This is a genomic window from Paenibacillus sp. tmac-D7, assembly GCF_006519665.1.
GTDB classification, from domain to species: Bacteria; Bacillota; Bacilli; order Paenibacillales; family NBRC-103111; genus Paenibacillus_G; species Paenibacillus_G validus.
Map to the genome: position 1 here is coordinate 41,853 of NZ_VIDW01000023.1, position 22,495 is coordinate 64,347.

Consider the following 22,495-nt stretch of genomic DNA (forward strand, 5'->3'; position numbering starts at 1 on the left):
ATATTTATTTTTGGCTATAATATCCTAATTCGGGAAAAGAGAAGTGGAAGCAAGCTAGAAGTAGATTCTGCATAACCCATTGTTGAGCACTTGGAGGATTTCGCAATCATTATGCGATTGAGAGGGATAAGTTAGTTTTGCAGGCCTAAAACTCTCAATAACTATGCAAAAAAAGCCTGATTTTATCAGGCTTTTTTCACGCTCATACGGTTTGTATCAAATTATGGGATAAAATAATCCGGATTCGAGAATTCGTTTTATGATAAAGGCATCCCCTTGTCATTAGAGGAAGCGGATGACGGCGATTCGGATGGTTTGGGCCGTGCTGCTGGCCGTCCTGTTAATTTCGGCTAGCGGAGTCTTGTACATGTTTAGTAAAGGAGAGGAAGTGAAAGTAATATCCGTTACACAGGCAGATCTGGTCCAATACGTCCAGGCAACCGGCAAGGTGAAGCCGAAAGATGAGCGTAAGTTTTATGCCCAGACAAATGGAAAACTGCTTCATGTATACATAAAGGCCGGGGATAAAGTAAGAGAGAAGCAAGTGCTTGCAGAGATTGATCCTTCCGATACCCAGTTCAAGCTGCAGCAGCTCGAACTTCAGCTCGAACAAGTGCAGGCTGATTGGAATAAAATGCAGGAAGGACCAAAGCCGGAGGAAGTGAAACTACTAGAAGAGAGCATTCATCAGGGAGAAATAAAATTAGCTATGATAACAAGGGAATGGAATAAATTGAGGAATGATTATGATACAGGTACAGCACTTAACACGCAATTACAGCAAAAAGAAGATGAAATGAAGCTGGCCCAATCTGCTTTAAATGCCGCCCAAAATAATCTTGCCTTAATACAACAAGGACCAAGCCTGATAGACAGAACTAAGTACGACGCGAAAGTAAAAGAGATTCAACTTCAACAGGAACAACTGGAAAAGGATCTTTTGAATATGCAGGTTGTATCCAATAGGAGTGGAACCGTTATAGATTTGACAGTACAGGAGGGTCAAATTGTAGAAAGGGGCAGGGAGCTGCTGACCTTAGCGGATCTTTCACAAATAGAGATCATATCCGATGTTAAGGAAGCACAAATATCTCAAATCTTTATGAATCAAGCAGCCGTTATTGAGGGCTCTGCTCTTGGTGAAGAGCAATACAAGGCACGCGTCATCAAAATGGCCCCTATTGCCAAGGCGTCTCAAGATAACCAGGGCAAAAAAGCTGTCGTCGCTGTCACATTGTCCTTGGACGAAAGCACCGCTAAGCTGCTTCCCGGATACAATGTGGATGTTAACTTTGTAAGCGGCCGAACTGAATCCGCTTTGCAAGTACCTTACGCCGCCGTGAAGCAAAACGACGACGGAACAAGCTATGTATGGACGGCACAAGGAACAAGGGCAGTCCGAACTCCTATTGAGACAGGCATCAAAAATGAGGCTTTTATCGAAGTGAAAAAGGGACTTGAAGCAGGTAGTCTGGTTATCGTAAATGTACCTGACTCGCTAAGAGATCAACAGAAAATTGCTGTGACTCCATAATTAGTCGTGTTTCTGCTATCCCGGTTGGAATAAGTTATATACAATAGGGTCTAGCCTGCCAGCCATGGCGGGCTTATTTGTTTTGCAAAATGAAAATGATACAGCTTTTATTTCTACCCTTATGATAAAAATTACTTATACTAAATCATAAAAACTAAATATTTGGATTATGATTATGCCCGTATTACACTTATAAGCAGATAAACTTATTCCTACTGTGGAGGTTAAAAATATGGCCGATGAAAATTTTTTAACTTACGATGTGGTTGTTGTAGGGGCAGGGAATGCCGCATTATGTGCCGGTATATCAGCTAAAGAAAATGGATCGAAAGTATTGATACTTGAAAAAGGGCCGATTCAAAAGCGGGGAGGTAATTCCTTTTTCACGGATGGTGCTATACGTACTGCCTATCGTGATCTGGAGGAACTGAGGGAGGTGCTTCCCGGAATAACGGATGAAGAAGCAGCGAGAATTTATATGCCTGTCTACAATGAAGAAGATTATTACAATGATTTGATGAGGGTAACAGAAGGAAAAAGTGATCCCCAATTAGCCAAACAACTAGTATCCCAATCCATGAAAGTGATTAAATGGCTGTACGAAAATGGAGTAATTTTCGAGCTTAACGAAAATCAATCTTTTGAGAAAGATGGCAAAACACACTTCTGGGGCGGCCTTCCGTTGAAAACCAAAAATAAAGGCGTGGGACTTGTTGCCCAATTGAACGAGCGCGTGGCAGAGCTCGGAATCGATGTGTGGTACGAATCACGTGCCATCAAGCTGGAGATGGAAAATCATCAAGTAACAGCCATTCAAATCGAACAACCGGAAGGCATTGTAACGGTGCGTACGGGTAGTGTTATTTTGGCCTGCGGCGGATTTGAGGCAAACCAAACGATGCGTTCCGAGCATCTTGGCTCCCAATGGGATGCAGCAATTGTCAGAGGCTCCGAATATAATACTGGAGACGGGCTTAAGATAGCGTTAGAAGCCGGAGCTCAGGCTTACGGCGACTGGTCTGGATGTCATTCGATCGGAACTGACCTTAACGCACCTAAAGTAGGAGATTTCACGAAGCCGGGAGACATCTTCAAAAAGTCCTCTTTTCCGCTAGGACTCATCTTTAATAATGAGGGGAATAGATTCGTGGATGAGGGCGCGGATTTTAGAAACTATACGTATGCGAAATATGGACGGGAAGTCTTAAAACAGCCGGGCCACATGGCCTATCAGATTTTCGATGCGCAGGTGCACCCCATGCTTCGCAAGGAGTATTTCCTAGAGGAAGCCACCTTCTTTAAAGCGGATAGCCTGGAACAATTAGCGGACCTTATTAAAATAGATAAGGAGCAATTCCTCCAAACGATCGAGGCATACAATCAAGCCGTGCAGGAAGGCGATTATAATCCTACAGTGAAGGACGGTAAAGGAACAAAGGGCATTACGCCCCCGAAATCTAATTGGGCGCTGCGTATGGACCAGGGACCTTTCTATGCGTTTCCCGTTACTTGCGGCATTACATTTACCTTTGGCGGTGTGCATGTGAATCCGACCGGCGAGGTGCTGGACAAAGAGGGTGCACCTATTTCCGGGCTCTATGCAGCAGGTGAAATGGTTGGCGGTTTATTCTATGAAAATTATCCCGGCGGATCCGGCCTGATGTCAGGTGCCGTTTTCGGCAAATTCGCGGGAGCCTCCGCAAGCCGTTATGTAAGGGGGAAAACGAAAGATATCGTTAACCAATAACGTTTTCAATAAAGATTTTTTTTCAATAAAGATAGTTCAACTGCCAGCGCAGTGAGGACTATTTTTATTTTATCCGCCAGTCAACGAAGGAGTGACGGGAAAGATGAAGGCCAAAGTGGTCTCGCTCGATAAAATTTCTGATCGCATGAAAAGTTTAATTCGAAGTAAGCTGCACGCCGATTTTGAAATCGTGTTTTGTGAAAATGACCGCGACGTGCACAACCATATTTCTTCGGCTAACGTACTCATTACTTTTACAAGAGGCATTTCTAAGGAATGGATGGAACAAGCCGAAACCTGCCGGTTTATTCAAAAATTAGGTGCCGGTGTAAACAACATTGATCTTGAAACCGCTTCGAACAGAGGGATTCCCGTAAGTATGACAAAGGGGGGAAATGCCCGGTCGGTGGCGGAACATGCCGTTGCTTTGATGATGATGGTCTTCAAGCAAATGAATATCGCCCATAACGAAATTGTAAACAAGGGCAGCTGGTTAAAGACAGAACTGCGGGATCGGTCCTATGAGCTGTCTCACAAAAAAGTGGGCTTGGTTGGTTTTGGTGCCATTGGAAAGGAGGTCGCTAAGCTATTGCAGGGGTTTGATTGTGATATTCGCTATTTCGATGTGTACCGTCTGACCGACGAACAGGAGTTACAGAATAACGTTCGTTATATGGAGCTGGACCAGCTTCTGGCTGAGTCCGATGTCGTCTCCCTGCATACGCCGCTAAATGAGCAGACGTACCATTTGATCAACGAACACAAACTTAAATTAATGAAGCCGGCATCCATTCTCATCAATACCTGCAGAGGCGGGATCGTGGATGAGGAGGCCTTGTATAGATGTTTACTCGACGAGCACATTCTCGGTGCCGGTCTCGATGTGTTCGAGCAGGAGCCGATAGAACGAGGACATCCTTTTACTACATTGACCAATATGGTGCTCACGCCGCACATCGGAGGGGGAACCGTGGAGGCGATGCATAACGTGCTGGATAAAGCGTGCCGCCATATCAATCATTTTCATCAGCACGGGTCATTTTACGATGAGAAGGATATCGTTAATCTATCAGCGCTAACTCTAAAGGATCAATGAAATGGGGGGAAAGCAATGGAGGCGATAGAGTACAAATAATCCGGGGAGTTGAAAAGTACCGATGATCTATCAAATTCCTTATGGAAAAGGATTACTGCATTTTGAGTTGGAAGTTCCTGTCGCTGAGCTGGCTGTGAAATCTTTGGCCCAAGTATTAGACGAAAGGGAAGAGGTTCGGAAAGCGGTCCGCAGCCCGATTGGAAGTGAGCGCTTGGCCGATCTTGCAGCAGGCAAAAAGAACGCAGTCATTGTGATCAATGACATTACAAGACCGACTCCAACTAAATTATTAGTGGAGGAAATTACAAAAGAGTTAAACGAAGGCGGGATCCCGGATACATCGATTACTTTGCTTGTTGCAACTGGGAACCATCGCCCGAACACGAATGAAGAACTCCAAGAGATGGTAGGGTATGAAAATTTCCAAAGATTTTTAATAGTCAATCACAACGCATCGGATCCTTCCCAACTGGTTTACCTCGGGCAAACAAGAAGAGGTTTGGACATCGAAGTCAACCGTTTGGTAGTAGAAGCGGATTTGACGATTATTACGGGAATTATCACTCCACATCAAACGGCTGGTTTTAGCGGCGGCAGAAAAAGTATCGTGCCGGGTGTAGCCGGCGTGACAAGCCTGCTGCAGCATCATTCTTTTCCAATACGTTCGGAAGAACCCGTTATGGGAATTACCGAAAACAACAGGTTTCATGAGGAAGCTGTCGAGGCCGCGAGAACCGTAGGCGTTGATTTCATCGTTAATGTTGTCAAAAATCATCGCGGGGAAATTGTAGCTACTGTTGCCGGTGATCTGGAAGAAGCTCATGAAGCCGGAGTAACGATTTGCAGACAGGCTTGGGAATTGGAAGTGCCTCATCTATATGACATTACCATTGTTTCTCCCGGAGGATATCCCAAAGATTTTGACATGCATCAATCGCAAAAAGCTCTCGCATCTGCTGAAATCATAACGAAACCCGGCGGCTCGATTATTTTGGTTGCTGAATGTCCGGATGGTATAGGATCGTTTGGGAAATTATTGATAGAGTCAAGAGATCCGCAGGAAGTGATCGATCGGTTTAAGCAGTCCGGCTTTGACAACCATAACCATTCTTCGAAAGCTTATATGTATGCCCGCGCCTTACTCAAGCATAATGTCTACTTTATATCGCATCATTTGGATCCGTCACAATTGAAAACTATGTTTTTCTATCCCTCGAAGTCTATCGAACAGGCATTTCAAAGTGCGAAAATGAAATGTTCCGCTCCACCGACTGTAGCCGTCCTGCCTTACGCAGTAGATTGTCTGTTAAAGGTAAGACAGTGAAACATGACATGTTAACATCGAATTTTTTTATATATAAACAAAGAATAAATGTATTTTTTTTATTCTCCACAGGGTGCTACCATAATTGTATGAACAAATTTACCCAATGGAGGTAAGGCTATGTACGATTTTGGCCAAATTCATAAAATTCCAGCCGTCATCATGAGGGGGGGAACCAGCAAAGGTTTGGTACTGAGAAATTCAGATCTTCCTTGGGATCCTGCATTGCGGGATGAAGTCATTATACGATTATACGGTACTCCTGACATTAATCAAATTGATGGGCTTGGCGGAGGTACGCCTCTGCAAAGCAAACTCGCGCTGGTCGGACGCCCCTCACATCCGGATGCGGATATTGATTATACATTTGGTCAAGTCAGCCTGAAGAGCAAAAGAATTGATTATAACGTAACTTGTGGGAATTTCGTTACTGCTGTAGGCTTGTATGCTGCAGAGGAGGGCTACGTGGAATTGAAGGAGCCCACCACTCACGTCCATATCTATAATACGAATACGAATAAAATCATAGTTGCGGAAATACCGGTCAAGAACGGGCAAATCCAATATGAGGGCGATTATGTAATTGACGGCGTTTCCGGAGCATCATCGAGAATCATGATCAACTTTTTGGACTCGGGCGGTGGATTTACCGGCAGAACTCTTCCCACTGGAAATCCAGTTGATCTAGTCCAACTTAAAGATGGGCGGGATTTTCAAGTCACGATTATTGACTGTGCGAATGTTGTGATTTTTGTTCGGGCGACAGATCTGGGGCTGAAGGGTATTGAGTCAGAAACAGAAATTAACGGTCATCCACACCTGCTGGACACATTGGAACACATTAGGGTGGAATGTGGACTATTAATTGGCGTTATAAAGGAGGAAGACCGGGCAGCAGTGTCCCCGTCGACTCATGCGCTTCCCAAAATAGCCTTAGTCTCCTCATCGAGTGAATATACCACAAATAAAAACAAGCTGATCCAGGAAACCGAAGTCGATATCGTATCCCGTTACATTTCGATGGGGTCGCTGCACAGGGCCTATGCGGTCAGTGGTGCGATGGCTCTCGCCACGGCTACCAAAATCCCTGATACGATTCCTAATCAATTATTTTCTTCGCCTAACCCGGAGGTAAAGATTGGCCATCCGTCCGGAATCCTAGAAGTGGAATCCGTTGTCGTACAAGACGGTAATAACTGGAGAGTGACAAGGGCCGCGAATGGACGGACGGCCAGAAGATTAATGGAGGGCTATGCCCATGTTCCAGCCGCACTGCTTCGAAGCTGGATGCCGGGGGATGCACAAGTAAAAGAAGGAATTTGTGAATAATTGTCTAAATGTTGAAATAATAGTAAATTTGCAGTGAAAGCCTAAAACTGGAAAAGGAAGTGATGAGGAACAGAGAAAGGAAAGCGCTATCATTCGGTTTGAATCTACTGCTTTGAAATGAAGAGCAGATCAAGCTATTTCCATCGCACAAAGGTGCCAAGAGGGAGGGAATGAACTTCGATGAATGCTGAAAATTATCCCGATGTGATCCGTCTATTACAAAATCATCGATCCGTACGTAAATTCATAAATAAAGAAATTGCTGAATCCGATTTGGAGCACATCATTAGGTCGGCCCAAGCAGCTTCCTCATCAAGCCACGGCCAATCTTATTCGATTATTAGGGTGACCGATCCTAAGAAGAGAAGTAAATTGTCAGTGTATGCCGGCAATCAAACTCACGTGAAAACCTGCGCTGAGTTCCTCGTTTTCTGTGCAGACTTATATCGGTTGGAACAGATCTCGCTTCTCAGCGGGGTGGATATGGCCGAATCGCTGGATACTACAGAGATGTTTCTGATTTCAACGATCGATGCCGCGCTCGCAGCGCAAAATACCGCTGTTTCCGCTGAAGCGCTTGGATTTGGGATTGTTTATACCGGAGGGCTGCGAAATTATCCCTATGAAGTAACGCAACTGTTGAACTTACCGAGGCGGGTTTACCCGGTTTTTGGGATGTGTATCGGCTATCCCGAGGAAATCCCGGAAAAAAAGCCCCGGCTTCCTTTGAAAGCGTTTTATTTTGAAAATGAGTATAAACGAATCGAAGATACGTCCCTACATATTCGAAAATATGACGAAGTGATGAAACAATATTATCTCAACAGGACCGAAGGCAGCCGATCTGAGACTTGGACAGAAACGCAAACCATGAAACGCAAGCCATCCCGAAGATTGTTCATGAAGTCCTTTTTAAAGGAACAAGGCTTTCTTCTTAGATGAGACTACCCATAACGACGGTTACCGGTATTTCTAATACATTTATGAGGTTAGGGAGGTAATTGGTTTGAAGAAAAAAATTCAAAAAGCGGTTTCTCCTATCTTTATTTTATTTCTGGTACTGGCACTTGCGGCCTGCGGTGCACAGAGATCGACCCATTCGACGGAAGTGATGTCGAAGGATACCGGTTCAGCCAATAAAGCGGATGATTACCCTCACAAAGCCATCAACTTGGTAGTTCCTTTCACAGCCGGGTCTCCCGGCGATGTGTTCTCCAGAACCTTTGGCAAGATTGCCGAGAAATACCTCGGACAATCCCTCGTTATCGTCAATAAAGAGGGCGGAAGCGGCGCAATCGGCGTAACGCATATGTTAGCGCAGCCGGCTGATGGTTACACCATTGTTTATCACTCTTCGACCTTTGCCTACACAATGGCAGCGGGCCAAGTCTCTCTTAAATCGAAGGATATCCTTCCCATCGCAACGATCAACGCGGATTATCAAACTGTGGCCGTAAAGAAAGACAGCCCATTTACAACATTTGAGGAGCTGGTGAAATTCGCCAAGGAAAATCCCGGTAAGCTGAAGTTTTCCGGCTCGACGGTTAAAGGAACCAATCATGTACTCGCTTTAAAAATATTCAAAGAGGCTGGAATTCAAGCGAGCTATATTCCTTATGACGGGGGAAACAAGTCGGTGCTTGCACTGTTAGGAGGAAATGTGGATGTCCTGGTAGGATCCAGTTCGGTTGTGAATGCGCAGGTCGATTCCGGTGACCTTCGTTTGTTAGCCGTGAGCAGCGGTGAGCGGGCTCCGAACCGTAAAGACGTTCCTACCTTGAAAGAGCTCGGTCTCACGAAAATCGCAGATGAAAATATATGGAGAGGTTTCTTCGGAAAGCCGGGCATTCCCAAAGAGAGACTGGAAAAATTGGAAAAGGCGTTTGAACAGGCCATGAAGGATCCGGAGTGGCAGGAATATCAGAAAAAAGAAAACCAAATCGACTTTTACAAGAACAGCGCCGATTTCGCCAAATACTTTGAACAATTTATGAAAGATGGGGAAGAAGTATTCAAAGGCTTGCCCAACTAATTGAAAGGGGGATTAGCACAGGCTGATTCCCCAACCATTACATGGCAACGGAGGCGTAGGGATGGGCTATAAATTAGCAACTTATATATCTTTGCTTTTTTTCATCGGCATTGGAGCGTTTTTTTTCATCTCCTCTCAAACATTGCCCAAGTCATCCAGCGGGCAAATCGGGCCGGCCTACTTTCCCGGCATAGTGAGTGTCCTTCTCATTCTGTGCTGTATCCTCAGCTTTTTTACGACAATGAAGAAAAATGACCAACACATCCCGCTGCCTAATCTTCGCTATATCATTTGGACGATAGTACTGTCCGCCTTATTTACAGCTGTTTGGGAATGGATGGGCTTGTTTTACATCGTATCGTTTGTTTTTCTTGCCATTCTCATATATTTGTACGATCAAGCCAAACCTTCTTTTATAAAAGTATGTAAAGCCATGGGTATTTCACTGCTAATGGTGCTGCTGGTGTATGGAACTTTTGAACTTCTATTGGGCATCACCTTCTAAAAACCGGGTATGGAGGTTCGTATATGGAGTTTTTTTCCTTTGATTTCTCCCTTCTGTTTACTTGGGGAAATATGTTCGCCATTATTTTTGGCGCCATATTCGGGTTATTTATCGGAGTTCTACCAGGACTCGGACCCACGGTTGGCATCGCTCTGCTATTACCGCTTACCTACAATATGGACCCGTTGGCTTCTATTCTCATGCTGGTATCCCTCTATCAATCCGCTGAATATGGGGGTTCCATTTCGTCTATTGTACTAGGCATACCGGGTAATGCCGCGGCTGTCGCGACAACACTTGACGGCAACGCCATGGCGAAACAAGGATTTCCAGGCAAGGCGTTAGGCTATTCTTTAACCTCATCCACCATCGGGGGATTATTCGGAACCTTAATATTGATGGTGCTGGCCATCCCTTTAACCAAACTGACCATCAAGTTTGCCGACCCGGAATTTTTCTTAATCGGGGTTTTAGGACTCGTATGCATTATCAGTTTAAGCTCGAAGGATGCGATGAAAAGCGCTGTGTCCGTACTGCTGGGGCTGCTTCTCGGCATGATCGGCATGGATGTCTTTACGGGATCTCAAAGATTTACAATGGGAAGCATGGATTTGATGGAAGGACTCTCGATGATTGCCATGCTGACGGGGATGTTCGCCATTTCGGAAGTATTGTCGATGTTGACAGATGATCTGAATAAGCGCTACGTAACAGACAACCAGAATTTGAAGACGAATTTAACATGGAAGGAGTATAAATCAGTCAATAAAAGTGTATGGAAGGGATCGATTATCGGAACTCTGGCGGGGATTATCCCGGGATTAGGAGCGGGTCCGGCTTCGTGGCTTGCCTACACGGATGCTAAAAGATCTTCGAAAAATCCGGAAAAATTCGGGAAGGGGGAACCGAATGGAATTGCCGCCCCTGAAGCAGCCAACAATGCGGTTGTGGGCGGAGCCTTAATTCCCTTATTAACGTTGGGGATTCCTGGGTCAGCCGCTACAGCCGTGATTTTATCCGCATTTATGATTCACGGCATTCAACCCGGCCCGCAGGTGTTTAAGAATGATCCCAATCTGATCTACGGGATTTTCTGGGGATTTCTGGTTGCGACGATTGCGATGTATTATTTGGGCAAATGGACTACGTCCTTGTGGGCTAGAACGTTAACCATTCCAAACTATATTTTGATTCCGATCATCCTTTTTGCAGCTTTGATCGGTGCTTTTGCCGCGAGGGGCTCCCTTTTTGATGTGTGGGTTACGATCATCGTCGGTGTGGTCAGCTTCTTTATTTTAAAGCTGGATTATTCTTTCCCCGCGTTCATATTGGCATTCGTGCTTGGCCCGATGCTGGAGAAAAGCTTAAGGCGCTCATTGATGTTATCTGATGGCAGTTACAGCATTTTTGTCTCCAGAGGGTACTCCATCGTCCTTGTAGGCTTGATAGCCCTTCTTGTAGGCAACATGCTTTTTCAATTTTTGAAAAAGAGATCTGTTAAAAAAGAAGACATTTCAATATAGAGGCGGGTGAACAGGAACATGGCAGCTCATTACCAAATGCTAATCAAGGGACGCTGGGTGGACAGCTCAACCAAGGAACGTTTCCCGTCGATCAATCCGTTCAATCAAGAAGTTTGGTCGGAGATTCCACAAGCTTCGGAAGAGGATGTGAACGAAGCGATCGAAGCGGCGCGTACAACGTTTGATACGTCCTGGAAACATGTAAACGGTTTAGAGAGAGCCCGATTGTTAATGAAATTCGCTGATCTATTAGACGAAGATGCGGAGCGAATGGCCGCACTGGAGACAACCGATAACGGCAAAGTGATTCGCGAAACAACAAATCAGATGCATTTTGCCGCTAGAAATTATCGTTTCTTCGCAGGTTACGCCGACAAATTATATGGCGAAGTCATTCCGCTCGATAATCCGTTGATGTTCGACTATACCCTAAGGGAAGCCGTCGGCGTAGTCGTTCTTATCACCTCGTGGAACTCGCCTATTGCCATATTGGCCAACAAGCTTGCGCCGGCCCTGGCTGCAGGGAACACGGTTGTGATTAAGCCCTCTGAGCACACAAGCGCCACTACATTAGAGCTGGGCAAGCTGATTCAAAAGGCCGGTTTTCCGGATGGTGTGGTGAATATCGTCACAGGGGACGGCAGGGTAGGAAATTACTTAACGCAGCACCCGGGCGTAAACAAGATCAGCTTTACCGGCGGGACGGAAACCGGTAAGCTCATTTCCCGCAATGCAAGCCAGAATTTGATTCCGGTAACCCTTGAACTCGGAGGGAAATCCCCTAATATCATTTTCGACGATGCGGATATTCATGCGGCTGTAATCGGAGCGGTAGCGGGCATCTATGGCGCAAGCGGCCAAACCTGCATTGCCGGATCGCGTCTGCTTGTACAGCACTCCGTTTACGATGAAGTGATTCAAAAGATTGTGGACAAAGCAAAAACGATTCGATTAGGCAATCCTATAGATCCGTTAACGGAAATGGGCCCAGCCGCGAATAAGCCTCAGTATGATCGGATTCTCGGGATGATCAGCAAGGGGAAAGACGAGGGAGCAAAATTAGTTTATGGAGGCCATGCAGTAACCGATCATGAGCTGAAGAACGGCTATTTTATTGCCCCCGCGATATTCATCGATGTTGATAATAAAAGTACGATTGCGCAGGAAGAAATTTTTGGACCCGTTCTGTCTGTTATTCCATTCACAGATCAAGACGAAGCTGTACAGATTGCCAATGACAGCAAGTATGGCTTGGCATCCGGGATATGGACGTCCAATGTGAAGCGGGTTCACCGGTTAGCCAGACAAATTCAGGCGGGAACCGTTTGGGTGAATACATATAGGACATCGGCAGCTCAAGCTCCGTTCGGAGGGGTAAAATTGAGCGGCCATGGGAGAGAAAGAGGCTGGCATGCGCTGTTGGAATACACACAGATCAAGAATATCATGTTGAATTTATCCGACGATACGCGGGATCCGTTCTCGATACAAATGTGAGCTCAGAATAGTGGAGAGGTGACGAGTTTGAAATTAGGAGAAGCGATTACCAGGAAATTAGGAAATTCAGGAATCAATACGGTGTTCGGCCTTCCTGGAGGGGGAAGCAGTTCCGATTTGCTATGTTATATGGGTGATCTTGATATGGAATTTGTACTGACTCAGAACGAAACTACAGCCGCCATTATGGCAAGTGTGTACGGCGAGGTCACCGGTAAGCCAGGCGTATGCCTTTCTGACCTCGGGCCGGGAGCCTTATCTATGTCAACGGGTATTGCGTACGCCTTATTGGACCGTGCGCCGTTAATCTCATTGAGTGACAGATATGGTCACGATAGCGTAGATTACGCGCTGCGGCAAAAGGTGTCCCACATTGAGGCTTTTAAACCGCTAACCAAGCTCGCCAGCAGCCTGTCGGTTTCCAATTGGAGCAGCATGTTAAATAGAGGATACACTGTCTCCATGACTCCCAAGAGAGGGCCTGTACACTTCGACGTTCCGAATGACATCATTAACAAGGATGTCGACGAAGACACCGGCAGCTTCTGCCGTGATGCTTATCGGCTGACGGCTGATGAGGCCAGCTTGAAAGCTGCGGCCGCTCTCATTAAAAAAGCTAAATTCCCCGTTGCTATTGTGGGTCTAAGCATTAATACAGGTAATGGGGAACAGTACGAACATTTAAAAGCGTTTATCGAACAATTTGGCATTCCAACATTTAAAACAGCTAAGGCTAAAGGGTCTTTAAGTGATTATCATGAACTGTCGCTAGGTGTATTCATGGGCGGAAGACTCGAGACTTCCATCATGGATAAATGTGATTTGATTGTTGGAATTGGTCTTGACCCTGTTGAACTGCTGCCTAAGAAATGGCGGTACACGCAGCCCGTTGTCTACATAAGCAATGATTCAAATGATCAAGAAATGTACCGTGCCGTTGTGGAAGCGGTGGGGGACATTGGAAATACCTTACATTCCATTCGTGAATATATGACGGACTGCAGTAATCAATGGAAGCTGGATGAAGTAGCCAGCTATCGTAATCTGGTAAGAGTGACCTTAGAGACATCGGGTCCTGCTCTCACCGCAGACAAGGTCATCATGATCACGCAGGAGGAACTGCCCAAGGATGTTTTGATGACCGCCGACGTTGGAGCCAGCAAGCTGCTGGTTATTGAATTGTGGGAGTCGATGAACCCGCAGTCCTTTTTTATCTCAAACGGATTGGCAACTATGGGCTTTGGGCTGCCTGCTGCAATGGCTCTGCAGCATGTTTATCCCAATAAGGTGGTCGCTTCTCTAACCGGTGATGGGGGATTCATGATGCGATTGCCGGAAATCGCCACCGCTGTGCAAAACAAATGGCCTGTGATTTCAATTATATTCTCCGACCGCAGGTTGAGCCTGATGGATGTTAAGCAGGTTAAGAAAGGCTACAGCAAGCCGTTTGGTACCGAGTTTGTGGCACCGGATTACGTCAAATTTGCCGAAAGTTTAGGAGCTAACGGGTGGAGCGCCGAGACGGAAGACGAGCTCAGATTGGCTATCCGTCAGGCACTTGCCTCCACTAACGGCATGCCTTCCATCATAGAAGCTAAGATTGATCCGTCGACCTATCACGAACAGTTTGAAGCGATTCGAGAACTATAGAGGTTAAAAGGGGATGAAAACTAGTGAGTGCTCAGGACGCTGTAAAAAAATTGGCCGTTTTAGGCGATTATGAAAAGGTCTTCCCTACTTCGCCTTATGCGAACCCATGTAGGGAGCGGGGGTTTGAAATCACGTTCTCACACGATCCGGTTACAGAAGCCGAAGCCGTGGAATTGATGCGGGAGGCCGATGTCGTTGTTCTCGTTCGAGAGAGGGTTCCCCTTCCTGACCATGTCTTGAAGCAACTGCCACGGCTGAAGGCCATCTCGCAGGCCGGTACCGGAGTGTCTCATATTGACCTGGATGCAGTGAACCAAAGAGGGATTCAAGTATTCACCTCGCCGGGCCTGTCCATTTCGTCTGTTGCGGAACTGACAATCGGTATGATGATCGCCTGTTCACGACATTTCCCGGTTCATCAGGCTCATTTAAAAGAAGGAAACTGGATCCAAACGCCGGGGTTTGAATTAAAAGGAAAGCGGCTTGGTCTGCTGGGCTTCGGCAAAATTGCCAAAGAGGTGGCGAAAATTGCCTCCGCCCTCGGTATGGAAGTGACAGCTTGGCGCCCGACGGGGATCAAGGGGGATGAAAATTCCTATGGAGTTCAGGTGTTAGAGCTCGATGAGCTCCTTGGAACTTCGGATGTGGTTTCCGTCCATCTCCGTCTCGTTCCTGCTTTAAAAGGTTTGTTGAATAGGGAGAGACTTCGCCAACTAAAGCAGGGAAGTATAGTTATCAATACTTCAAGAGGTGCCCTTGTCGATACCGAAGCGCTTGTTGGCTTATTAAAGTCAGGACATCTTCGAGGTGCGGGAATCGATACGTTTGAAGAAGAACCGCTGAAGTCTAATCCGTTTGCGGACTGCCCGAATGTTGTGCTGACCCCTCATATCGGTTATGTAACGTGGGACGTTCTTCAGCGCTTCGCGGACGAGTCGCTGAAGAATATCATTACCTTTAAAGATAACGGCATTTGAGAGGATACACCCGGCGCCGGCGCTTTATTACTCTATAGGATGTTCCGAAGCATCACCTAGAACATGGCATGATTCTTTCTTTATAAAATCTACAAAGGCTTTCACTACCGAAAGCTCCAATGTAATGTCGCGGTTAATCATCCAGGTTTTTCTAAGGATAGGCTTGTTGTCTGACGAATGTAAATTTATGGTGTGTAAAGAGTCGCGATCACTTAGAATGATGCCCGGTATGATCGCATAACCCATACCATGCTTAACAAGTTCTACACAAGTGTCTATTCGATCTACTTCCATAGTGATAAGCGGAGGCTGATTATAATGAGCTTGCCACCATTTGTAAATGGAGTCTTTTAAGTGCGAATCGGTTTTATAATTGATTCTCGGAAGATTGGGCAAATCTTGCAAATGGATTGGGTTCGTAGAAGCAATGCAAAGGGGCTCCTCATACAACAAATGTATTTGTTCATGCCAATTGTTCTCACCACGCACGATTCCAATATGCACTTCATCTCTGTATAAGAAATTTACAACCTCTGAACTCCAGCCTGTTTTGACGTGGATTTCAATTTCGGGATAAATCTCTAGAAATTGTTTTAATAAAATCGGCAGACGGTACCTGGCAAAGTTACTTGAAACGCCGAGCCGCAGCGTCCCTCGAACTTGATCGTTCATATTTTGGACCATTTCCTTGGTCTTTCGCAATTCAAGCAGCATCTTTTCAGCATATTCTACCATGCTCTCTCCTTGCGGGGTAAACTCAACCCCCTTTTTACCTCGCGAAACCATTTGGGCACCGAACTGTTTTTCAATATTTTGTATGCGGTACGTTAAAGCCGGTTGAGAGATGTAAAGGAGCTCTGCTGCTTTGGAGATGCTTTTTTTCTCATAAAGGGTTTTAATAATGAGCCAGTCTTTCTCGTCCATGAGTACCTCCGAATATAATAGATAAAAATTATCGAAATTTAAAATATCTCACAATCATACTTATAAATTGTACTACAGTTAAATTGGGAATAAAAGTAAATTAGCGCTCATTAAGGAAATTTATATAGATAGGAAGTCGGTGAGAAGCTTTTGGTGTTTTTTATAGTCTCGCTGCATGCTTCCTTCCTCGGGATTACCGCTGTTGAAATAAGTATTATTGTTGCTTGTTATGCGCTGCTGCCCGTTTTTGTCGCAGTACGAATGGGTAAATGGACCGATAAGTATGGGATACGAAGTATGTTAATGCTCGGCAACGGTGCGTATTTGGTTGCAGTGGTTATGGGTACGGCGCTTCCCAATTTTGTAACATTTGTACTGCAGCAGTCACTCATTGGCATAGCTATCTTCGAGGTGAAGTACTGGGACTTCGGATGACGGTAAACCGCGCATCTCAGTTCATGATTCCATTGGTTTTCGGCGGAATTGGAGGCTTGGCAGGCGTGTCCGCCGTATTTTGGGCGAGTGGGGCAGTGTTGGCATTTCTCGGATATGTAACGAGACCCCTGCCGATGGAAATATGCTGCCCATCCAAATCATTTATGGATAAGTTCAACCGGTGAAAGGACAGACGAATGATTACATTCGGCCTGTCCTTTTCTAATCCTACTATGTATGGCCTCGATTCCTTTCAACGTCTTATCAGGGCATACATCGCCCAGTATGTAGATATTGGAAATATTAGTATTTTTTGAAGAGAATCGATAAATTCATCGATAGCTTTTTGGATATACGGGAATTTCTCTATGTCTCCCGTCCTGTAGGCAAGATAAGTTCCATTTATTCACGGGATAAGGTAAAATGGTACGACGATAGCCAGATGGGAGTGGGAACAGTGGGTAATGATGAAATGATTTTAACGCGAGAGGGCTTGGCGAAATTAGAGGAGGAACTCCGCGAGCTTAAAACCGTCAAGCGTAAAGAATTAGCTGAGCGGCTGAAAGTAGCGATTAGTTACGGTGATCTCAAGGAAAACAGCGAATATCATTCGGCTAAGGATGATCAGGCATTTATGGAAACAAGGATCCTGACGCTTGAGCGCATGTTAAAAAAAGCCAAGGTAGTGGATGAGGCCAGCATGAGCTTGAACCACGTAAGCATAGGTTCTGTAGTGATCCTAAATGATATCGAATTCGCTGAGAAGATTGAATACCGTATTGTTGGTCCGGCTGAAGCCAATGTGGCGGATAACAAAATCTCATACGAAAGTCCGCTCGGGAAAGAGCTCCTGGGCAAAAAAGTAGGTGACATCATTAACGTGAACGCTCCGATGGGTATCCTGCAATATGAGCTGCTTGAAATTAAGGGGAGCTAAAAGCGGGAAGTGGTCAAAAATTGGCGTTAATAGGAAACGAGAGTATAATATAGTGACACGCGGGCTGCCGGTTTCTCGATCGGCAGCCTTGCTGTGCTGCCGGGCACATTCATGTTAATAAACAATAACACGCTATGCAACAATAGTCTCAAGATTACGTCATTAATACAGGGTTGGGTAAAAACATTTTATGGGAATGGATGATTTGCATGAAGTATGAAGACATGACTTTTGAAGAAATGAGAAATGATCTGATCAGGACGGCCAAAAGAGGATATTCCTTTCCGCTTGCCGGAGCACTATTCATGATTGTGGTGACTATTCTAGCTCAATTTTTAGAAGAAGACATTTTAAAAATGGTTTGGTTGTTTGGCATGGGGAGTATATTTCCACTAGGCGTATTGCTTGGTAAAATGCTTGGTTTTGATGTCATGTGTAAAAGTCCTCTTGGAGTGTTGGGTGGACTGGTTGGCGGGATTCAAGGATTATTCTTGCCTGTCTGGATATTTGCATACGTGCATAACCCCGAATATTTGCCATTCTTTATCGGTGTGTTGGGCGGTGCTCATTTCCTGCCGTATTTCTTGATTTATCGTAGTAAAGCCTACTTATTCATGGCCGTAGCTACCGTCATCGTTTCGGTTATATTTGGTGCCATATTTGTTGAAAATTCATATTTTACAACGCCAATAGCGATCGCATGCGTCTATTTCATTTCTTTTTTTTGGATTCAAAATGAAAACCGGAGGGACCATATATAAAGGGTATGGCTTGATGACACAAACGGCCGCCGGCTTCAAAGCCAAGCGGCCGTGCTGATGTATTCGGTCATCACACCGCACCTTACTTAATTTCTTCCAGAAATTCCTCCAGATTGTCCCAAGTCGAGGCTATACCTTCGAGCATTCCCATATCCATTACGGTCTTGAGTGCGTCGGCCGATGCGTATTGAGCGTGGCTGATCAGTTTCGTCTTGCCTTCATGTTCGACGAAGGTCATCGTGACCAGCGTCTCCGGCATTCCCTCAACTATATTGCCTTCCGCATCGGAGAACGAGTCGACGTAGACAATCCGCTCTGGCTCTACAATTTCGTGGTAGACTGCTTTGCCCCAAGATTCCTGGCCGTAATATTCCTGGCTCTCGTCTGTGCACTTCATACAGAAATGCCATACCCCGCCCGGACGGAAGTCGATGTTGCAAACCGTAAGCGGCCAGCCTTTCGGTCCAAACCAGCGTTTTAAGTGTTCAGCTTCCGAAAAAGCCTTAAACACGAGCTCACGCGGCGCATCGAATACGCGCTCCAGTACCAGAACATGATCTTCTACTTTCGATATCATTTTATTTGTCGTCAATTCATTTTCCTCCTAAATAATGAATTATGCAGTTGCACAATTGCTCCCAGCTGCGCTACAAAGCCGTATCCCCGTTATTACTTTCCTTGCAATTCACGTAAATAATCGTCCAAGCGGTCGAATCTATCCTCCCATAGGGTTCGAAAGGAATCAATCCACTCATCCAGTTCTAAGAAGGGCTGTGGCTGCAGTTTATAGATGCGGCGATTCGCGCTTGGATGCACCTCAACGAGCCCGGAATCACCAAGTACACGTAGATGTTTAGATACCTGCGGCTGACGGAGCCCGAGTCGTTCGGCTATTTCTCCTACAGTGAGTGGACCGTCACGCAAAAGCTCGACGATGTGTAATCGGTTGGGCTCGGCAAGTGCACTCAATGTTGTCATGTTCACGCCCATATAACGTATCTCCTTTCCATTTGAATATACACTTATAGGAATATTCCCGTCAAGGAATATTTAAAATGAACGTCACCCCCAGATATTGAATGGAAATCCGAATCGGTCCCAATTATACAGGAGGGAATCTTGATTATAACGTTTGTCCACTGTCCACTGTAATGATTTGACCTGTCATTGCTTCTTGTTCCAAGGCTGCGCAGATAAATTTAGCGATATCTTCAGGTGTTGAAACTCGCTGCAGCAGAAGATTAGGAGCCAGCCTCTTCATTTGTTCCTCCCTTCCAGCCCACCATCTTGTCGCGACGGCTCCTGGAACAACACAGTTGACTCTAATATCCGGAGCTAAGGCGCGTGCTAACGATTTCGTAAGACCGTGAACTGCCGCTTTGGATACGGCGTATGGAAGAGAGGATCCTAATCCTGTTTGTCCGGCTATACTGCCGAGATTGACTATCGCTCCTTGTTTATTCATTTTCATGAAAGGGGCTGCAGCTCGCGCGCAGTGATACATTCCTTTGACATTAACATCATAAAGCTCGTCCCATACTTCTTCCGTAGCCGCTTCCATATCATCAAACGGGATATGCCGTGTAATGCTGGCATTATTCACAAGCAAATCAATTCTCCCAAATTGCTGCACCAATTTATCAACCATTTCCCTTACTTCCTTGTCTTGAGAAACGTCGGCTTGTATGGCTATTGCGCACCCACCTTTTATATTGATGATTTGTGCTGTTTCTTCCGCATCGGCTTTAGAGCGCGAATAGTTCACGGCGACGGTTGCCCCCCGCTCAGCAAGCGCGAGACAAGTAGCGCGGCCAATCCCTGTACCACCGCCGGTAACAAGAGCCACTTTGTTTTTTAAATTCATATGTAGTCATCTCCTTTTGCTACACTCTGATGTAAATGATTGTATATTGCCATTTCGAATTTGTATAATTGAATAAATTGATCGATAGGTTCAAAAAAAATGAACTCGGAGCCAGGAGAACTACGATGGATCTTAAAACATTAAAAACCTTTCAAATGATTGTGAAGTACGGTAGTTTTATCCGTGCAGCTGATGCAATGAATTATGTACAATCTACCGTCACGATGCAAATCCAAAAGCTTGAATCCGAATTGGGCGTTCAGCTTATCGAACGCGGAAAAAAGATCCGGTTAACAGAAGCCGGAAGACTGTTCTACGACCAGAGTTTGCAAATTGTAAAGAATATGGAACAATTACAAATGAACTTGTCGGATTTACAATTAGGCGAAAGGGGGAATATCCGTTTAGGGGTGACGGAGCCAACTGCCAGTTATCGATTACCTGGTATCTTAGAGAGATTTTTATCACAATTTCCGAAAATTCGTATCTCTCTGGACTTTGCAAACACGCCAACATTGAGCGAGCGGCTTCTCAAAGGGGATGTTGATTTGGCTCTTTGTTCGGCACCGGATCTGGGTTCCGATCTCTATTTTGAACCCTTATTTAAGGAAGAGTTTGTGGTCTTGATGCCGGAGAACCATCCACTTGCCCAAAAAGCGGTTATTACGCCGGATGATATTCGGGGACATCGTCTGCTCATCACGTCAGAAACCTGTCCGTACCGCAGAAAACTTGAGATGGTACTGCAGGAATCAGGGAACGTTCCAATAGACACGATGGAGATTGGCAGTATGACAGCTTTGAAATATTATGTCGAAAGCGGACTAGGTATTGCCCTTGTGCCAGAGATTGTTTTGAAACCGGTTCCTACAGGAACTACGATACGGGCTATGAGCGGCAGTCTTATATACATGACTTTCGGCATTCTTTCCAAGCCATCGGAATATCCGTTGAAACTGGCAAGCTCAAAGCTTTACCAATTTCTCAAGCAAGAACTTCTTGAATAATCCCCCAATGGACTCATACGGTGAACCCTAGCACAAGTCATTGAGTTAACGGTTAACGATAGTCCAATACCGAGAGGGCTGCCACGCGGCAGCCCTTCACTAGCATCATAAGATTGTTCAAATCACTCCACGTACGCTCATCATTAGCGTAGACATTGCTAAGTTCGCGCATGTCGCTCGTGTGCAAGATTTCAGAGGATTAGAGTTTTTAAGGATTGGGAAGGGAAAGCAGCATTGCAATTGCTAAAGCTCAATATGTTACCTCATGAGCTGGTAGTGTTCTCTGATGAAGCGATACAAACGCATCTTAGGAAGGCCGTAAAACGAGCTGTCGGCTTGAGCAAGGTGAGAGAGTTAAAGCATGTCGCAAGCCTCTCCATTGCAATTCGTCAGGGCTCAGATATGGCTAAATTAGAGCTCAGCACATTATTAGATAAGTACGAACTATTTCAACAGAGGTTAGAAGACCTCAAGAAGGAAACAAAATGAAAATACCTACTACATTAAAACATAAACCTGTTGTCGTTTCTGAAAACTATGATCAGGTTGACGGCCGATTCGCCGGGAATACGGATGCGAAAGGTCTTTCCTTGGGATTAGCTCAGTGGAACGATAGGGGAAAGGTCGATATTTCTGCGAAAGTATGGAGATACACGGGGGAAAAATGGTCGCGGCAATCCGAGGAACTCCCACTCCATCGCGTTCTTGATTTGTCTATTCTGATTTGCCGATCCTTAGCGTATTTCCGCGAAGCCTACAGGTACGAGCATTTATATGATCCACAAAATCCTGTCATAGACCGGGTTGGTCTGCAGGGGGATGCCATGACTGTAGCAGTATGTACAGAGAATGATAAAATTCACGAAGATATCAAACTGTTCAGTCAAGCACTGAGTGATGATGATGAGTTGATCGGGGAAAGGCTGCGCACATTATCAAGAATGTTAAAGGATATGGGATATTAAGGAGAGAATTACATGGATAAGAATAAGCGTAAGGAACTTCTGGAAGTATACACAAGCAGCTTAAGACCTACATGGGTGTAATACAAATAACAAATAAGGTCAACGGCAAAATTTATGTAGATAGCTATCCCAACCTAAAAAACAAATGGGTGACCATTAAAGGTCAATTGGAAATGGGGAGGTTCGCAAACTCCCAGTTACAAAAAGATTGGAAGGAACTAGGGGCAGAAGCTTTCACCTACGAGGAGTTGGAGAAAAAGGAAGCCGACGAAGTTATCGACATGCGCTGGGAACTTAAGCAAATGGAAAAGCCGTGGCTGGAGAAATTGCAGCCCTACGGGGACAGAGGATACAATAAGTTGTCAAGAAAATGATAAACGCTAACAGA

General features: G+C 45.4%; 22 protein-coding genes and 1 pseudogene. 19 read left to right on the plus strand and 4 right to left on the minus strand.

Annotated features, from left to right (window positions below):
- Positions 1–367 precede the first annotated feature (367 nt).
- The 12 genes from FKP33_RS16465 to FKP33_RS16520 all read left to right on the plus strand — a co-directional run bounded on the left by FKP33_RS16465 (position 368) and on the right by FKP33_RS16520 (position 15,214).
- On the plus strand, positions 368–1,534 hold the full coding sequence (locus FKP33_RS16465) for an efflux RND transporter periplasmic adaptor subunit (protein WP_181410183.1): 1,167 nt from the start codon (positions 368–370) through the stop codon (positions 1,532–1,534).
- 232 nt (positions 1,535–1,766) lie between these two features.
- Positions 1,767–3,281, plus strand: coding sequence for an FAD-dependent tricarballylate dehydrogenase TcuA (tcuA, locus tag FKP33_RS16470; protein WP_141335791.1), 1,515 nt, complete (start codon positions 1,767–1,769; stop codon positions 3,279–3,281).
- A gap of 103 nt (positions 3,282–3,384) precedes the next feature.
- On the plus strand, positions 3,385–4,377 hold the full coding sequence (locus FKP33_RS16475) for a 2-hydroxyacid dehydrogenase (RefSeq protein WP_127608174.1): 993 nt from the start codon (positions 3,385–3,387) through the stop codon (positions 4,375–4,377).
- Positions 4,378–4,438: 61 nt separating this feature from the next.
- Positions 4,439–5,701, plus strand: a complete 1,263-nt coding sequence (locus tag FKP33_RS16480; RefSeq protein WP_141335792.1) for a nickel-dependent lactate racemase family protein — start codon at positions 4,439–4,441, stop codon at positions 5,699–5,701.
- Positions 5,702–5,821: 120 nt separating this feature from the next.
- On the plus strand, positions 5,822–7,030 hold the full coding sequence (locus tag FKP33_RS16485) for a 2-methylaconitate cis-trans isomerase PrpF family protein (RefSeq protein WP_127608172.1): 1,209 nt from the start codon (positions 5,822–5,824) through the stop codon (positions 7,028–7,030).
- 180 nt (positions 7,031–7,210) lie between these two features.
- On the plus strand, positions 7,211–7,972 hold the full coding sequence (gene nfsA, locus FKP33_RS16490) for an oxygen-insensitive NADPH nitroreductase (protein ID WP_141335793.1): 762 nt from the start codon (positions 7,211–7,213) through the stop codon (positions 7,970–7,972).
- A 64-nt stretch (positions 7,973–8,036) separates the two neighbouring features.
- On the plus strand, positions 8,037–9,062 hold the full coding sequence (locus tag FKP33_RS16495) for a tripartite tricarboxylate transporter substrate binding protein (RefSeq protein ID WP_127608170.1): 1,026 nt from the start codon (positions 8,037–8,039) through the stop codon (positions 9,060–9,062).
- 61 nt (positions 9,063–9,123) lie between these two features.
- Complete coding sequence (locus tag FKP33_RS16500) at positions 9,124–9,567, plus strand: tripartite tricarboxylate transporter TctB family protein (RefSeq protein WP_127608169.1); 444 nt, start codon at positions 9,124–9,126, stop codon at positions 9,565–9,567.
- A gap of 23 nt (positions 9,568–9,590) precedes the next feature.
- Positions 9,591–11,090, plus strand: a complete 1,500-nt coding sequence (locus tag FKP33_RS16505; protein ID WP_141335794.1) for a tripartite tricarboxylate transporter permease — start codon at positions 9,591–9,593, stop codon at positions 11,088–11,090.
- 18 nt (positions 11,091–11,108) lie between these two features.
- Entirely contained in the window at positions 11,109–12,587 is a 1,479-nt protein-coding gene (locus FKP33_RS16510) for an aldehyde dehydrogenase (RefSeq protein WP_141335795.1), read from the plus strand.
- 27 nt (positions 12,588–12,614) lie between these two features.
- Complete coding sequence (locus tag FKP33_RS16515; protein WP_181410184.1) at positions 12,615–14,237, plus strand: thiamine pyrophosphate-binding protein; 1,623 nt, start codon at positions 12,615–12,617, stop codon at positions 14,235–14,237.
- Between the two features lie 50 nt (positions 14,238–14,287).
- Complete coding sequence (locus FKP33_RS16520) at positions 14,288–15,214, plus strand: 2-hydroxyacid dehydrogenase (protein ID WP_181410185.1); 927 nt, start codon at positions 14,288–14,290, stop codon at positions 15,212–15,214.
- 27 nt (positions 15,215–15,241) lie between these two features.
- On the opposite strand, the gene FKP33_RS16525 is transcribed toward FKP33_RS16520, so the two are convergent.
- Positions 15,242–16,138, minus strand: a complete 897-nt coding sequence (locus tag FKP33_RS16525) for a LysR family transcriptional regulator (RefSeq protein ID WP_141335798.1) — start codon at positions 16,136–16,138, stop codon at positions 15,242–15,244.
- A 153-nt stretch (positions 16,139–16,291) separates the two neighbouring features.
- On the opposite strand from FKP33_RS16525, the gene FKP33_RS16530 reads away from it, so the two are divergent.
- The 3 genes from FKP33_RS16530 to FKP33_RS16540 all read left to right on the plus strand — a co-directional run bounded on the left by FKP33_RS16530 (position 16,292) and on the right by FKP33_RS16540 (position 18,271).
- Entirely contained in the window at positions 16,292–16,573 is a 282-nt protein-coding gene (locus tag FKP33_RS16530; protein ID WP_141335799.1) for an MFS transporter, read from the plus strand.
- A 442-nt stretch (positions 16,574–17,015) separates the two neighbouring features.
- Positions 17,016–17,510 (plus strand): transcription elongation factor GreA, encoded by a 495-nt coding sequence (greA, locus tag FKP33_RS16535; protein ID WP_155615387.1) that lies wholly within the window; start codon positions 17,016–17,018, stop codon positions 17,508–17,510.
- Between the two features lie 209 nt (positions 17,511–17,719).
- The gene (locus tag FKP33_RS16540) at positions 17,720–18,271 is read left to right on the plus strand and encodes a DUF7010 family protein (protein WP_127608161.1); all 552 of its coding nucleotides are present in this window, start codon (positions 17,720–17,722) and stop codon (positions 18,269–18,271) included.
- A gap of 82 nt (positions 18,272–18,353) precedes the next feature.
- Here the strand turns inward: FKP33_RS16540 and FKP33_RS16545 are convergent, their stop codons facing one another.
- The 3 genes from FKP33_RS16545 to FKP33_RS16555 form a co-directional block, all read right to left on the minus strand.
- Positions 18,354–18,848 carry an SRPBCC domain-containing protein gene (locus FKP33_RS16545; protein WP_372814259.1) on the minus strand — a complete coding sequence of 165 codons (495 nt, stop codon included), beginning with the start codon at positions 18,846–18,848 and terminating at the stop codon, positions 18,354–18,356.
- A 92-nt stretch (positions 18,849–18,940) separates the two neighbouring features.
- Positions 18,941–19,261: an ArsR/SmtB family transcription factor gene (locus FKP33_RS16550; RefSeq protein ID WP_054796181.1), complete on the minus strand. Its 321-nt coding sequence runs from the start codon at positions 19,259–19,261 to the stop codon at positions 18,941–18,943.
- 133 nt (positions 19,262–19,394) lie between these two features.
- Entirely contained in the window at positions 19,395–20,135 is a 741-nt protein-coding gene (locus FKP33_RS16555) for an SDR family NAD(P)-dependent oxidoreductase (protein ID WP_141335800.1), read from the minus strand.
- Between the two features lie 125 nt (positions 20,136–20,260).
- Between FKP33_RS16555 and FKP33_RS16560 the strand changes: the two genes are divergently transcribed.
- From FKP33_RS16560 to FKP33_RS16575, 4 genes and pseudogenes are all read left to right on the plus strand, one after another.
- Entirely contained in the window at positions 20,261–21,142 is an 882-nt protein-coding gene (locus FKP33_RS16560) for a LysR family transcriptional regulator (protein ID WP_141335801.1), read from the plus strand.
- Between the two features lie 198 nt (positions 21,143–21,340).
- Positions 21,341–21,613 (plus strand): annotated as a pseudogene (locus tag FKP33_RS16565) (IS110 family transposase); the annotation flags it as partial.
- 14 nt (positions 21,614–21,627) lie between these two features.
- Positions 21,628–22,107, plus strand: a complete 480-nt coding sequence (locus FKP33_RS16570) for a DUF6530 family protein (RefSeq protein ID WP_141335803.1) — start codon at positions 21,628–21,630, stop codon at positions 22,105–22,107.
- A gap of 71 nt (positions 22,108–22,178) precedes the next feature.
- Complete coding sequence (locus FKP33_RS16575; RefSeq protein WP_306439358.1) at positions 22,179–22,481, plus strand: GIY-YIG nuclease family protein; 303 nt, start codon at positions 22,179–22,181, stop codon at positions 22,479–22,481.
- Positions 22,482–22,495: the final 14 nt, after the last annotated feature.

What these genes read in the sequence shown, in the direction of transcription:
- FKP33_RS16465 (WP_181410183.1), top strand. Translation starts at nt 368, where the DNA reads ATGTTTAGTAAAGGAGAGGAAGTGAAAGTAATATCCGTTACACAGGCA.
- tcuA (WP_141335791.1), top strand. Translation starts at nt 1,767, where the DNA reads ATGGCCGATGAAAATTTTTTAACTTACGATGTGGTTGTTGTAGGGGCA.
- FKP33_RS16475 (WP_127608174.1), top strand. Translation starts at nt 3,385, where the DNA reads ATGAAGGCCAAAGTGGTCTCGCTCGATAAAATTTCTGATCGCATGAAA.
- FKP33_RS16480 (WP_141335792.1), top strand. Translation starts at nt 4,439, where the DNA reads ATGATCTATCAAATTCCTTATGGAAAAGGATTACTGCATTTTGAGTTG.
- FKP33_RS16485 (WP_127608172.1), top strand. Translation starts at nt 5,822, where the DNA reads ATGTACGATTTTGGCCAAATTCATAAAATTCCAGCCGTCATCATGAGG.
- nfsA (WP_141335793.1), top strand. Translation starts at nt 7,211, where the DNA reads ATGAATGCTGAAAATTATCCCGATGTGATCCGTCTATTACAAAATCAT.
- FKP33_RS16500 (WP_127608169.1), top strand. Translation starts at nt 9,124, where the DNA reads ATGGGCTATAAATTAGCAACTTATATATCTTTGCTTTTTTTCATCGGC.
- FKP33_RS16505 (WP_141335794.1), top strand. Translation starts at nt 9,591, where the DNA reads ATGGAGTTTTTTTCCTTTGATTTCTCCCTTCTGTTTACTTGGGGAAAT.
- FKP33_RS16510 (WP_141335795.1), top strand. Translation starts at nt 11,109, where the DNA reads ATGGCAGCTCATTACCAAATGCTAATCAAGGGACGCTGGGTGGACAGC.
- FKP33_RS16525 (WP_141335798.1), bottom strand. Translation starts at nt 16,138, where the DNA reads ATGGACGAGAAAGACTGGCTCATTATTAAAACCCTTTATGAGAAAAAA.
- greA (WP_155615387.1), top strand. Translation starts at nt 17,016, where the DNA reads ATGGGAGTGGGAACAGTGGGTAATGATGAAATGATTTTAACGCGAGAG.
- FKP33_RS16540 (WP_127608161.1), top strand. Translation starts at nt 17,720, where the DNA reads ATGAAGTATGAAGACATGACTTTTGAAGAAATGAGAAATGATCTGATC.
- FKP33_RS16545 (WP_372814259.1), bottom strand. Translation starts at nt 18,848, where the DNA reads ATGATATCGAAAGTAGAAGATCATGTTCTGGTACTGGAGCGCGTATTC.
- FKP33_RS16550 (WP_054796181.1), bottom strand. Translation starts at nt 19,261, where the DNA reads ATGGGCGTGAACATGACAACATTGAGTGCACTTGCCGAGCCCAACCGA.
- FKP33_RS16555 (WP_141335800.1), bottom strand. Translation starts at nt 20,135, where the DNA reads ATGAATTTAAAAAACAAAGTGGCTCTTGTTACCGGCGGTGGTACAGGG.
- FKP33_RS16560 (WP_141335801.1), top strand. Translation starts at nt 20,261, where the DNA reads ATGGATCTTAAAACATTAAAAACCTTTCAAATGATTGTGAAGTACGGT.
- FKP33_RS16570 (WP_141335803.1), top strand. Translation starts at nt 21,628, where the DNA reads ATGAAAATACCTACTACATTAAAACATAAACCTGTTGTCGTTTCTGAA.
- FKP33_RS16575 (WP_306439358.1), top strand. Translation starts at nt 22,179, where the DNA reads ATGGGTGTAATACAAATAACAAATAAGGTCAACGGCAAAATTTATGTA.